This window comes from Sphingomonas panacis (genome assembly GCF_001717955.1).
Classification (GTDB): domain Bacteria; phylum Pseudomonadota; class Alphaproteobacteria; order Sphingomonadales; family Sphingomonadaceae; genus Sphingomonas; species Sphingomonas panacis.
Window position 1 is genome coordinate 547,410 of sequence record NZ_CP014168.1, and the last position, 11,712, is coordinate 559,121.

Below are 11,712 nucleotides of genomic sequence, written 5' to 3' on the forward strand. Positions count from 1 at the left end.
ACAACCGCTTCCCCTCCCCGGAAGGGAGGGGAGGCGGAATGCGTTTCAGGCTAGAATGATCTGATCGATCGCCTGTGCGACGCCGTCGGCGTCGTTCGCGCCCGTAACGTGCTGTGCCAGCGCCTTCACGCCATCGGGCGCCTGCCCCATCGCGATCGACAGGCCGGCGCGCGCGAACATCGGCAGGTCGTTGAACTGATCGCCGATCACCGCCGTCTGCGACAGCGGCACGCCGAAGCTCTCGGCCAGCGCCGCCACGCCGTCGCCCTTGTTGGCGGCGGTCGCGGTCACGTCGAGATAATAGGTCTGCGACTGGGCGATCGTCGCGGCGTCGCCATAGGCTGCGCGGGCGCGATCGAGCAGGCCGGCGAGCAGCGCGGGCGTATCGCTGACGAAAGTGATCTTATCGGCCCGGTCGTAATAGGGCGCGAAATCTTCGACCACGATCGGCGACTGGTTCGCCGACACGCGCTCGCTGTCGAAATGCGGCCCCTGTTCGGCGAGCGCATACCACTTATCGTCGGCGAACAGCCACGGCGCGACATCCAGCCCCTGCGCCAGTTCGAACATGCCGGCGGCGACGCGCGGCGCGATGCGATGTTCGGCGAGCATCGTGCCGTCGCGCTTGAACAGGATGCCGCCGTTGAACGCACCGATCGGCACCTCAAGCTCAAGCGCATCCACGATCGGTTGCACGCCCGAACGCGGCCGCGCGCTGATGACGCTGAAGCCGATCCCAGCCGCCTTGAGCCGCGCGACCGCGGCGATGGTCCCCGCGGTCAGTTGCTTCTTCCTGTCGACCAAAGTGCCATCGAGATCGGAGATGAACAGTCGGATGCCATCCTTGGTGGCCCCGCTCATTGCGGCATTTCAACGTGGCCGCCAAAACCGAAGCGCATCGCCGACAGCAATTTGTCGCCGAACGTATGCTCGACGCGGCTGCGATAGCGTGCGTACAGCGCCGCGCTGAGCACGTTCGCCGGCACCTTCTCTTCCATCGCCGCGTCGATCGTCCACTGGCCCTCGCCCGAATCGGCGACATTGCCCGAGAAATGTTCGAGCATCTGATCCTTGGCGAGTCCGATCGCGGTGAGATCGAGCAGCCACGACGAGATCACGCTGCCGCGCCGCCAAACCTCGGCGATATCGGTAAGGTTGAGGTCGAAGCGCTCATCCTCGGGCAGATGCTCGGAGGACTTGCCCTTGAGGATGTCGAAACCCTCGGCATAGGCCTGCATCAGCCCGTATTCGATGCCGTTGTGGACCATTTTGACGAAGTGGCCCGCGCCCGCTGGTCCGGCATGGATATACCCCATTTCGGCGCGTGGATCTTCCTGTTCGTTGTCGCGGCCCGGGGTGCGCGGGATCGTGCCGACGCCGGGGGCAAGCGCTTCGAGGATCGGATCGAGCGTCTTGATCGTCTCGGGATCACCGCCGACCATCATGCAATAGCCGCGTTCGAGCCCCCAGACGCCCCCCGACGTGCCGACATCGACGTAGTGGACCTGCTTTTCCGCCAGCGCCTTGGCGCGGCGGATATCGTCCTTGTAGAAGCTGTTGCCGCCATCGATGATGATGCCGCCGGGGCCGCATTGCTCGGCGATCGTCGCAACGGTCTGCTCGGTCGGGTCACCGGCCGGGAGCATCACCCAGTAGATCGCCGGATCGGCGAGCTTGCCCTGCATGTCGGCGAGCGAGGACGCGCCGATCGATCCGTCGGCGACCAAAGCGGCGACCGCTTTCTCGTCCCGATCGAAGACGACGGTTTCGTGGCCGGCGCGCATCAGCCGCCGCGCGATATTGCCGCCCATCCGGCCGAGGCCGATGATTCCGATCTTCATGAGGGTACTCCTACAGGTTTCGAACACCGTTCGTCCCGAGTAGCCGCTGAGCCTGTCGAAGCGGCATATCGAAGGACCGCTGCTGGGCATGTCCTTCGATACGGGTCTTCGACGTCGCTCAGCCCCTACTCAGGACGAACGGTATGAGGTGCGAGGCTTAGGCGACCGCGGGCTGCTTCTTGGCGATCGCGCCGAGCAGGTCGTCGAACGCCTTGGAGAAGGACGCGACGCCCTCTTCGACCAGGGCATCGGTGACGCCGTCGAGATCGAGCCCGAGCCGCTCCGCCCCGGACAGAACGTGCCGCGCGCCGGGGATGTCGGAGCCAAGCGTGTTGCCCGGGGTGCCATGATCGCGGAACGCGTCCAGCGTCTTGGGCGGAACGGTGTTGACCGTGTCCGGCCCGATCAGCTCGTCGAGATACAGCGTGTCGGGGAAGGTCGGGTCTTTGGTCCCGGTCGAAGCCCACAACAGCCGCTGCACCTGCGCGCCCTTGGCCGCCAGCGCCTGCCAGCGCGAGCTCTTGCTGAACTCGAGGAACCAGTCATAGGCGAGCTTGGCGTTGGCGATGGCGACCTTGCCGCGGATCGCCTTGAGCGCCTCGCTCTCGGGATCACCATCCTTGATGCGCGCGTCGATCTTCTCGTCGATCTTGCTGTCGATACGGCTGACGAAGAAGCTGGCGACGCTGGCGATCCGGTCGATCGGCAGGCCCTGCTGGACGCGCTGTTCGAGACCCTCGACATAAGCGAGCGCGACCGCCTGATAAGCCGAGTTCGAGAACAGCAACGTCACGTTGACGTTGATGCCCGCCGCGATCGTCGCGGCGATCGCCGGCACGCCGGCGGGGGTGCCCGGGATCTTGATCATCAGGTTCGACCGATCGACCGCAGCCCACAGTTTCTGCGCCTCGGCGATCGTCGCATCGGTATCGTTCGCGAGGTACGGCGAGACTTCCAGGCTGACGTAGCCGTCCTTGGCCTGCTTCGCCTCATAGACCGGCGCCAGCGTCTCGGCAGCGGCCTTGATGTCCTGGATCGCGAGCGCTTCGTAGCGGTCCATCGTCGCCGCGCCGGGATGCTCCTTGTCATATTCGGCGAGCGTGGCGTCATAGGCATCCCCGTAGCCCATCGCCTTTTCGAAGATCGACGGGTTGGAGGTGACCCCGGTCAGGCCATCCTCCTCGACGAGTTTCTTGAGGCCGCCCGCCTCGAGGAACTTGCGATCGACGAAATCAAGCCAGACGGCCTGGCCGTGGCTGGTGAGATCCTTGAGGAGACTCATTATGCGTCCTTTCCGAGCAATGCGCGCGAGACCTTGAGAACGTTGTCGACCGTGAAGCCGTATTTGTCCTGCAACTTGGCGAGCGGTGCCGAGGCACCGAAAGTCGACATGGTGATCGTCGCGCCGTCGAGCCCGACATAGCGGTCCCAGCCGATCTCGCCGGCCTGTTCGATCGCGATCCGCGCGCGCACGCCCTTCGGCAACACGCTCTCCTTGTAGGCGGCGTCCTGCATCTCGTAGCGATGCCAGCTCGGCAGCGAGACGACGCGCGCGGCGACGCCCTGCTCGATCAGCTTCTCATACGCGGCGATGGCAAGCGACAATTCGCTGCCAGTGGCGATCAGGATCAGCTCCGGTTCGCCGTCCGAATCGGCGATGACGTAACCACCCTTCAACAGCCCCTCGGCCGATGCGAACTTCGCACGGTCGATGGTGGGAAGCGCCTGCCGCGACAGCACCAGCGCGGTCGGGTTGTTGCCCGCCTCAAGCGCCGCTTTCCACGCCACCGACACCTCGTTGGCGTCGCCCGGACGGATCGTGTCGAGACCCGGCGTCGCGCGCAGCATCGCGAGATGCTCGATCGGCTGGTGGGTCGGGCCATCCTCGCCGACGCCGATCGAATCGTGCGTGAACACCCACACCACGCCGAGTTCCATGATCGCCGAGAGACGGATCGGCGCGCGCATGTAATCGGTGAAGACGAAGAAGGTCGAACCGTAGGCGCGCAGGTATGACAGCGCCATGCCGTTCACCACGCCACCCATGCCATGCTCACGCACGCCGAAGTGGAAGTTGCTGCCGCCGTAATTGTCGGCCTCGAACGAGGGTGCGCCCTTGATGTCGGTCTTGGTCGAAGGCGCGAGATCGGCGGCGCCGCCGACCAGCCACGGCACCTGCTTCACCAGCGCGTTGAGCACCTTGCCGCTCGAATCGCGGCTGGCGATGCCCTTGGCGTCGGCGTCGAAGGTCGGCAGCGCGGCTTCCCAGCCCTTGGGCAGCTTGCTCGCGAACAGATCGTCGAGTTCGGCGGCGAGTTCGGGAAATTCGTCGTGATACTTCGCGAAGGTCGCCTGCCACGCCTCGCGCAGCGGCACGCCGCGCTCGGTCATCGCGCCCTTGAAGGCTTCGGCAACGCCGTCGGGGACGAGGAACTTGGCGTCCTCGGGCCAGCCATAGGCCTGTTTGGTGAGGCGGATATTCTCCTCGCCGAGCGGTTCGCCATGCGCCTTCTCGCTGCCGGCGCGCGGGCTACCCCAGCCGATGATCGAATGGACGACGATGAAGGTGGGCTTGTCGTTGGTTGCGCGGAACGTGTCGAACGCCGCCGTCAGCGCGGCGATGTCGTTGGCGTCGTTCACATGGATGACGTTCCAGCCATAGGCCTCGAACCGCTTGCCGACATCCTCGTCGAACGCGAGCGCGGTGTCGCCCTCGATCGAGATGTGGTTGCTGTCGTAGATCCAGCACAGATTGGAAAGCTTGAGGTGCCCGGCGAGCGACGCCGCCTCGGCCGAAACGCCCTCCATCATGCAGCCGTCACCGGCGAGCGTGTAGACGTCGTGATCGAACACTGTGTAGCCGGGCTTGTTGTAGCGCGCGGCGAGCCAGCGCTCGGCGATCGCCATGCCGACCGAGTTGCTGCACCCCGCCCCGAGCGGGCCGGTGGTGGTCTCGACGCCGGTCGTGTGGCGATATTCGGGGTGTCCCGGCGTCTTCGAGTTGAGCTGACGGAAGCCCTTCAGATCGTCGAGGCTGAGCGCGGGCTTGCCGCTCTTCTTGCCGTCCTTGTCGATCTCCTCGATGCCGGCGAGGTGGATCAGCGCATAGAGCAGCATCGACGCATGGCCGACCGACAGCACGAAGCGGTCGCGGTTGGGCCAGTCCGGCGTCGCGGGATCGTAGCGCAGGAACTTGGTCCAGATCGTGTGGCCGACCGGCGCGAGCGCCATCGGCGTGCCGGGGTGCCCGGAATTGGCGGCCTGAACCGCATCCATCGACAGCGTGCGAATCGTGTCGATCGCCAGGCGTTCGGGCGATCCGTCTTCGTGCAGATCCGGCGTGGTGCTCACCGTCGGGGCATCGGACATTCAAAGGGCCTTTCTCTTCGTCAACGGCTAACGCCATCGCGCTGATGTGGTTGCGTGGCGGCCGTTCTAATTTTCACGCGAACGATCCGCCTGCGTTATGATCTTCCCTACACGGGGCGGTCGATACGTGTCACCTGCCCTTGTTGGCAGATGATAGCGCTATCAATTTCACGAAGGAAGAGGCCGTGGCCGAGCACGCCCGGGATCGCCGCCAATGTCGCGTCGAGCGCGAGCGGATCGTCGAACGCGGCGAAACGACAGTCGAGCACGAGATTGTCCTGATCGGTGCGGAACGGGGCGGCGTCGCCGCCGCGCAATGTGACGGTCGCGCCGAGATCGGCCAGCCGGCGCGCGACGAAGCTGCGGGCGAACGGCAGCACCTCGACCGGCAGCTTGGCCGCGCCGATCGCGGCGACGCGCTTCGATCCGTCGGCGATGACGATCATGCGCGCGGCGGATTCGGCGACGATCTTCTCGCGCAGCATCGCCCCGCCCGCACCTTTGATCGCATAAAGCCGCGCGTCGATCTCGTCGGTGCCGTCGATGGCGAGATCGGTCGCGGCGACGTCGGCGAAGTCGAGCATGGCGATCCCGGCCGCGCGCGCCTGCTCGAAGCTCCGCAGCGAGGTGGCGACCGCGCGCACCCGCAAGCCCGCGCGCACCCGCTCACCGAGCCGGTGGATCGCGAACGCGGCGGTCGATCCGGTGCCGAGGCCGACGAGCATGCCGTCGGCGATCTCCTCGACCGCCGCATTGGCCGCTTCGCGCTTGTCTTCGTCCGTGGTCATCCCGGCCTTTTCGCACCCTCTCATGACAGACCTAGGGTGGGTGGTGGCGAATTTCCATCCGCCCCTTCGGTCAGCACCATTTTTACACTGGCGAGATGCGCCATGTTCGGGGCAGAGCGAGCAGCATGATCGAAAAGATACTCGGCTTCCTCGCCACCATCATCATCGCCGTCATTTCCAGCGGCGGCTATCTCGGCATCGCGCTGCTGATGGCGATTGAATCGGCGTGCATCCCGTTGCCGTCCGAAATCATCATGCCGTTCGCCGGCTATCTGGTCTGGAAAGGCGAACTGAACCTGCTGCTCGTCGCGACCGCGGGCGCGATCGGCTGCAATCTGGGGTCGATCGTCGCCTATGAGATCGGCAAGCGCGGCGGGCGGCCGCTCGCCGAGCGCTGGGGCCGCTATGTTCTGGTCGGGCCGGGCGAACTCGACACCGCCGACCGCTTCTTCGCGCGCTTCGGCGGGCCTGCGGTGCTGATCGCGCGGCTGCTGCCGCTGATCCGCTCGTTCATCGCCTTCCCGGCGGGCGTGGCGCGGATGCCGCTGGTGCCGTTCCACCTCTACACCTTCATCGGATCGTGGCCGTGGTGCTTCGCGCTGGCATGGCTCGGCGCGACGCTGGGCGAGAAATGGGACAGCGACCCACGCGTGAAGGCGGCGTTCCACAGCGCCGACGTGGTGATCGCGGGCGTGTTGCTGGCGGCGGTGGCGTTCTTCGTATGGCACCGGGTTCGGGGCATGAAAAAGCACTGAGGAAGGTTCGCGCAGAGGCGCAGAGAACGCGAAGGTGTTGCGCGCTTTGCCGGCGAAGCCGATCAAAACACTGAAGAGAAAAAGCGCTGCGCGCGCCGGTGGCCCGTCCGCCTCTGCGTCCTCTGCGCCTCTGCGCGAACTCTACTGCTGCCGCTCCGCGCCGCGCGTCCACAGGATCAGCAGCACCAGCATCGGCACGGCGACGTCGAGGTACAGGAAGAAGCCGCGCCACGCGCTCCAGCCGAAGAAATCGCCGGGAATCGTGTTGAGATTGCCGGGCAGGAACATCGCGATGATCGTGCGATCCCAGAGTGGATTAGCGTAGGCTTCGGAGCCGAAGACGTCGGTCGAGGCGATCATCAGGTTGATCGCCATCGACAGCGCGAGCGCCGCGAGCAGCGCCGCGCGTTGCCACACCCGGCTCGCGCGCGCCCATAGGACCGCCAGCCCGATCGCGAGGAACGGAATCGCCGGCACCGAATGGCGCGGGCCGATCGACGCACCGCCATCCCAATAGACGTACGACGCGTTGACCATCAACACGATCGCGATCACCCCCGCCGCCAGCACGCCGAGATCGCGCATTTCGCGCGTGCGGGTCATAAGGAACAGCCCCACCACCCCCAACATCACCACCGGCGACACCCATAGCAAGCCGCGCCGCACGCCGAACAGGATGCCGAACAGCGCACCCGGCTTGGGGTAGGTCAGTCCGAATAGCCCCTGCTGCATGCCGTTGAAGCCGACCACGCCCTGATAGCCGAGCCGGAACAGCGTGCCGAACGCGAACAGGTTATAGGCGAACAGCGGCAGCACCGCGACGAGTCCCGAAGCGATCGCGGTCGCCAGCACGCGGCCGCGCACCGGCCACGCCACGCCCCGCGTCCGCCACAATGCCCAGCCAGCGATCGCGACACCGCCGAGCGCGGCCTGGAACTCGATCACCACCGCCCAGCCGAGCGCCAGCCCCGCCATCAGCGGATAGCGCCAGCGCGTCAGCTCGCCCTCCCCGCTCGTGCCGCGCCAGATCGCCCAGGTCGCGATCAGCAGCAGCGCCGCGACCGGCGCGTGGCCGAGCATCGTCGTCGACCAGCCCCATATGATCGACCCCAGGGCATAGCCAAGCGCCGCATAAAGGCCGGCCGCCGGGCTGCCGGTGATGCCGGTGGCGAGATCGAGCAGCAGCACCGCCGCGAAGGCGGTGAGCAGCGCCGCGCCCAGCGCCACCGCCACGCACAACCGCAACGCCATGAAGCGCATCAGCCGGGGGTTGGCGGCATCGATGACCAGATCGCGCGTCTCGCCGCCGGTGATTTTCTCCACGCCCCAGACGAGCGGCACCGCCATCAGCGTCATGCCGGGCGCCTTGTCCATGTAATAATGGTCGCCGAACTGCGCCTTGTCGATCGTCAGCGATTGATAGCGATCGATCGTCGCCTCGCCGCGCTCGACGATCGAGAAAGCGGCGAACAGCCGGGTCGCGTTATTGGGGTTGAGCGCCCACGAGCCGAACCACGCGCAGGAGAACCACACCAGCGCGAACAGCACCAGCGCGACGCCGTGCGGCCCGCGCATTATCGGCTTTGCCTGCATCAATGCCTCAGCCGAACAGCCAGGTGCCGAGCATCCGCCCGAACGGCAAGGTGAAGAAGCCGGCGATCAGCAACGCCCCCGTCACCATGCCGCGCACATAGCGCCGGTGCGATTCGATTCGGCGCGTTGCCGCCGTCCACCACACCATCGGCGCGGCGACCACGACATATAACGATATGATGTGGATGAAGCTGAAATGGCCGGGGTTCGATTGGCGCACCCAGAAGGTGATCACGGCGGTAAGGAACATCGCCCCCACCCAGAGCTTGCCGAGCGCCCGGTGCGGCGCGTCGCCACGCCGCCGCAGCAGCATCACCGGCGTCAGCGCCAGCGCGACGGCGATGGTGGCGAGGTGCGCCCAGACGAGCGCCGGCACCTCGCCCCAATGCGACCGGCCGCGCACGAGCGCGACCAGCACCACGCCGGACAGCAGCATCGCGCCTGCGGCCAGCGCCTTCTCATACCCGTCGGCCACGAGCGGCCTCGGCGGCCGCGCCGCGGCTGTTGCGCTTGTCATAGATGCCCCCCGGCAGTGATGTTATTTTTCGATGGTCGATTCGAGCACACGCTGGTCGCGCGCGCGCTCCTTGTTGGTGGCGCGGTTGATCTGCGAGTTCTGCAGGAAGCAACCGGTCGCACCGCCCGGACCGACGTTGCTGCAACTGCCGATCCCGGTGTCGCCGACATGATCGTTGGCGATGACCTTCGACGCCCAGCTCTCGTTCTCGGGCGTCACCTTGAAATCGCGCAATTCCTTGGGAATGCGGAACTGCTCGCTCGCCGGGCGGCGGACGCAGACGACGACCTCGGCCCCGTCGTTGTCGGTCGGGCATTTCTGGTCGCCGTAGATGACCAGCGACGGGACCGGCTTGCCTTGCGCCGCCACCTGCGCGGGCGCGGACGCAAGTGCGGTGGCCAGCCCAGCCATCACGATCGAAACCATCTTCTTCATCGCGTCACTCCCGTACCGGGCAGCGCCCGTCATATGCGTTTCGCCGCGGCGATCACGATGCGGCACCCGAGCCGGATCGCGCCGGTCAGCAACAGATAGGCCGGCGCGCTCTCCGCACCCGAGGCGAGCGCCGTCTCGCGGTGTTCGACCTCCTCCGCCTGGAACTCCAGCACCGCGGCCGACAATTCCGGGTCGGAATCCCCCAGCGCTTCGAGCTGATCGGCATAATGTTTGTCGATCTCGGTCTCGACCGCGGCGGTACAAGCCATCGCCGCTTCCGGGCCGAGCGCCGCCGTCACCGCGCCAAGGGCAAAACCCGCCACATCCCAGAACGGTTGCAGGATCGTCGGGCGTACACCGCGCGCCACGATCATCGCGTCGAAAAACGCGCGGTGGCGCTGTTCCTGATTGGCCATGCCGGCGATCGCGCGCGCGGCGGGGGTACGATCCCCCATCACCGCGAGCTGGCCGGCGTAGATTCGCGTCGCGCCATATTCACCGGCCTGATCGACACGGACCATCGATCGCGTGTCGCGCCGGGCGTCGCCGGGTTTCCAGCCGCTCATCTTTTGCCCTTCGGGAGGAGCGCAAGGATCACCAGCGCGGCCGGAATCGAAACGAGTGCGTTGAACCCGGCGAGCGAGATGCCGAACAATGTCCATTGCGGCACGTCGCAGCGCACCACCGGCGCCTTCATGATCCGCGCGAGCATGTCATCGACCGAGCCGCCATGCCCCGCCATCGTCGAGGTGCATTCGGTGAAGCCCTGCCACCAATGATATTCGACGCCAGCGTGGAACACGCCGATCGCGCCGCTGAGGAAAATCGCGAGCGCGGCGCAGACGATCAGCAACCGGCTGGCCCGCGCGGGCACGACGAAGGCGGCCAGCGCGAACACGATCGCGGCGAACTGCGGGTAGCGCTGCCACCAGCACATTTCGCAGGGGTAGAGATGGCCGATATATTGAAAGCCGTATGCGCCGGCGATCAACGCGGCGGGGACGATCAGCGCGATCCAGCGCGCGCGGGCGATGCGGTCGGTGCCCATCGCTCAGCGCCGCGCCGCCGCGACCTGCGGTGCCGCCCCGAGCCGGGCGAGCGTCCTGATCGCATAATCGAGCTGGAAATCGTCGACACCCTTGGCCTTCAACTCGGCCGGGGTCGCGGCGAAGCGCGGATCGGGCTTGCTGTCCTGTTCGAGCACCGAATCGTCGTTCTTGATCTCGTTGATGAGGTGGCGGCGCAAATCGTCCTCGCGGAATATCGGGCGTTTCTTGTAATCGGCATCGGAAATCTGCGGCACCTGCACGTCGGGTTCGATCCCGCCTTCCTGCACCGAGCGATCCGACGGCGTGTAATAGCGCGAGGTGGTGAGCCGCAATGCGGTGTTGCCCCCCATGTCGATCACCGTCTGCACCGATCCCTTGCCGAACGAGCGCTCGCCCATCACCAATGCGCGGTGATGATCCTGCAACGCGCCCGCGACGATTTCGGACGCGGAGGCCGTACCGGCGTTGGTCAGCACGATCACCGGCAGCCCGTGCGACGGATCGCCCTTGAAATAGCTTTCCGCATAGAAGGTCTCGACATCGCTGCGGTCGCGCCCGCGCTGCGACACGATCACGCCCGACGACAGGAAATTGTCGGCGACCGCGACCGCTTCGTCGCGAAGCCCACCGCCATTGTCGCGCAGATCGACGACATAGCCGGTTGGCTGGTGGCCGAGTTGCTTGTCGATGCCGAGGATCGCGGCGTGGACGGCATCGCCGGTATGTTCGGAGAAGGTGTTGATGTTGATGATGCCGACATTGCCTTTCACCGACCATTTGACCGGCTTCTGGACGATCTGTTCGCGCACCATCGTCGCGATGATCGGATCGGACTTGCCGGGGCGTTGCAGCGTCAGTGTGATCTTGGTGCCCGGGCGCCCACGCATCTTGGCGATCGCCTCGTCGAGCGTGTCCCCGAAGATCAATTTGCCGTCGATATGGGTGATATAATCGCCCGACTTGACGCCCGCGCGCCAGCCCGGCGTATCTTCCTGCGGCGCGATCACCTTGACCGCGCCATCCTCCATCGTGACGGTAAGGCCGAGCCCGCCGTAACTGCCCGTGGTCTGGATGCGCAGATTGTCATAATCGAGCCCGGTCTCGAAGCTGCTGTGTGGATCGAGCGCGGCGAGCATGCCGTCGATCGCGCCCTTCACCAGCGTCTTGTCATCGACCTTGTCGACATATTCCGCCTTCACGCGGTTGAACACGTCCATGAACACCGAAATCTCGCGATAGGTGCTGCTGTCGACCGCCGCCATCGCGCCGGTGCCGATCGGCACGATCGCGAGGACAGCGGCGATCGCAGTGGCTTGCAGCAGGGCACGGGAACCGGGAACGCGGGACATCAAGCGGATATTTCCA

General features: G+C 66.0%; 12 protein-coding genes. 1 reads left to right on the forward strand and 11 read right to left on the reverse strand.

Annotated features, from left to right (window positions below):
- Positions 1 to 45: 45 nt before the first annotated feature.
- From J0A91_RS02510 to rpiA, 5 genes are all read right to left on the reverse strand, one after another.
- Positions 46 to 861: a Cof-type HAD-IIB family hydrolase gene (locus tag J0A91_RS02510; RefSeq protein WP_069203597.1), complete on the reverse strand. Its 816-nt coding sequence runs from the start codon at positions 859 to 861 to the stop codon at positions 46 to 48.
- On the reverse strand, positions 858 to 1,841 hold the full coding sequence (gnd, locus tag J0A91_RS02515; protein ID WP_069203598.1) for a phosphogluconate dehydrogenase (NAD(+)-dependent, decarboxylating): 984 nt from the start codon (positions 1,839 to 1,841) through the stop codon (positions 858 to 860). The genes J0A91_RS02510 and gnd overlap by 4 nt, the downstream gene beginning before the upstream one ends.
- Before the next feature lie 157 nt (positions 1,842 to 1,998).
- Positions 1,999 to 3,123, reverse strand: a complete 1,125-nt coding sequence (tal, locus tag J0A91_RS02520; protein WP_069203599.1) for a transaldolase — start codon at positions 3,121 to 3,123, stop codon at positions 1,999 to 2,001.
- Positions 3,123 to 5,210 (reverse strand): transketolase, encoded by a 2,088-nt coding sequence (gene tkt, locus J0A91_RS02525; protein WP_069203600.1) that lies wholly within the window; start codon positions 5,208 to 5,210, stop codon positions 3,123 to 3,125. Before tkt ends, tal begins: the two co-directional genes overlap by 1 nt.
- Before the next feature lie 107 nt (positions 5,211 to 5,317).
- The gene (gene rpiA, locus J0A91_RS02530) at positions 5,318 to 5,998 is read right to left on the reverse strand and encodes a ribose-5-phosphate isomerase RpiA (RefSeq protein ID WP_069203601.1); all 681 of its coding nucleotides are present in this window, start codon (positions 5,996 to 5,998) and stop codon (positions 5,318 to 5,320) included.
- Between the two features lie 125 nt (positions 5,999 to 6,123).
- Between rpiA and J0A91_RS02535 the strand changes: the two genes are divergently transcribed.
- Entirely contained in the window at positions 6,124 to 6,753 is a 630-nt protein-coding gene (locus J0A91_RS02535) for a DedA family protein (protein WP_069203602.1), read from the forward strand.
- Between the two features lie 141 nt (positions 6,754 to 6,894).
- On the opposite strand, the gene J0A91_RS02540 is transcribed toward J0A91_RS02535, so the two are convergent.
- Genes J0A91_RS02540 through J0A91_RS02565 form a run of 6 tightly spaced genes read right to left on the reverse strand, consistent with a single transcriptional unit; the run spans position 6,895 to position 11,696 of the window.
- On the reverse strand, positions 6,895 to 8,328 hold the full coding sequence (locus J0A91_RS02540) for a hypothetical protein (protein ID WP_069203603.1): 1,434 nt from the start codon (positions 8,326 to 8,328) through the stop codon (positions 6,895 to 6,897).
- Between the two features lie 25 nt (positions 8,329 to 8,353).
- Positions 8,354 to 8,863: a DUF2306 domain-containing protein gene (locus J0A91_RS02545; RefSeq protein ID WP_069203604.1), complete on the reverse strand. Its 510-nt coding sequence runs from the start codon at positions 8,861 to 8,863 to the stop codon at positions 8,354 to 8,356.
- A gap of 21 nt (positions 8,864 to 8,884) precedes the next feature.
- A complete protein-coding gene (locus J0A91_RS02550) occupies positions 8,885 to 9,298 on the reverse strand; it encodes a hypothetical protein (RefSeq protein ID WP_069203605.1) in 414 nt (137 codons plus the stop codon).
- 29 nt (positions 9,299 to 9,327) lie between these two features.
- Positions 9,328 to 9,864: a demethoxyubiquinone hydroxylase family protein gene (locus J0A91_RS02555; protein ID WP_069203606.1), complete on the reverse strand. Its 537-nt coding sequence runs from the start codon at positions 9,862 to 9,864 to the stop codon at positions 9,328 to 9,330.
- Positions 9,861 to 10,346, reverse strand: coding sequence for a disulfide bond formation protein B (locus tag J0A91_RS02560; protein ID WP_069203607.1), 486 nt, complete (start codon positions 10,344 to 10,346; stop codon positions 9,861 to 9,863). The genes J0A91_RS02555 and J0A91_RS02560 overlap by 4 nt, the downstream gene beginning before the upstream one ends.
- Positions 10,347 to 10,349: 3 nt before the next feature.
- Positions 10,350 to 11,696 carry a S41 family peptidase gene (locus tag J0A91_RS02565; RefSeq protein WP_069206958.1) on the reverse strand — a complete coding sequence of 449 codons (1,347 nt, stop codon included), beginning with the start codon at positions 11,694 to 11,696 and terminating at the stop codon, positions 10,350 to 10,352.
- Between the last annotated feature and the right edge of the window lie 16 nt (positions 11,697 to 11,712).

Excerpts from the sequence above, each read along its gene's own strand:
- J0A91_RS02510 (WP_069203597.1), bottom strand. The coding sequence starts at position 861 with ATGAGCGGGGCCACCAAGGATGGCATCCGACTGTTCATCTCCGATCTC.
- gnd (WP_069203598.1), bottom strand. The coding sequence starts at position 1,841 with ATGAAGATCGGAATCATCGGCCTCGGCCGGATGGGCGGCAATATCGCG.
- tal (WP_069203599.1), bottom strand. The coding sequence starts at position 3,123 with ATGAGTCTCCTCAAGGATCTCACCAGCCACGGCCAGGCCGTCTGGCTT.
- tkt (WP_069203600.1), bottom strand. The coding sequence starts at position 5,210 with ATGTCCGATGCCCCGACGGTGAGCACCACGCCGGATCTGCACGAAGAC.
- rpiA (WP_069203601.1), bottom strand. The coding sequence starts at position 5,998 with ATGACCACGGACGAAGACAAGCGCGAAGCGGCCAATGCGGCGGTCGAG.
- J0A91_RS02535 (WP_069203602.1), top strand. The coding sequence starts at position 6,124 with ATGATCGAAAAGATACTCGGCTTCCTCGCCACCATCATCATCGCCGTC.
- J0A91_RS02540 (WP_069203603.1), bottom strand. The coding sequence starts at position 8,328 with ATGCGCGGGCCGCACGGCGTCGCGCTGGTGCTGTTCGCGCTGGTGTGG.
- J0A91_RS02545 (WP_069203604.1), bottom strand. The coding sequence starts at position 8,863 with ATGACAAGCGCAACAGCCGCGGCGCGGCCGCCGAGGCCGCTCGTGGCC.
- J0A91_RS02550 (WP_069203605.1), bottom strand. The coding sequence starts at position 9,298 with ATGAAGAAGATGGTTTCGATCGTGATGGCTGGGCTGGCCACCGCACTT.
- J0A91_RS02555 (WP_069203606.1), bottom strand. The coding sequence starts at position 9,864 with ATGAGCGGCTGGAAACCCGGCGACGCCCGGCGCGACACGCGATCGATG.
- J0A91_RS02560 (WP_069203607.1), bottom strand. The coding sequence starts at position 10,346 with ATGGGCACCGACCGCATCGCCCGCGCGCGCTGGATCGCGCTGATCGTC.
- J0A91_RS02565 (WP_069206958.1), bottom strand. The coding sequence starts at position 11,696 with ATGTCCCGCGTTCCCGGTTCCCGTGCCCTGCTGCAAGCCACTGCGATC.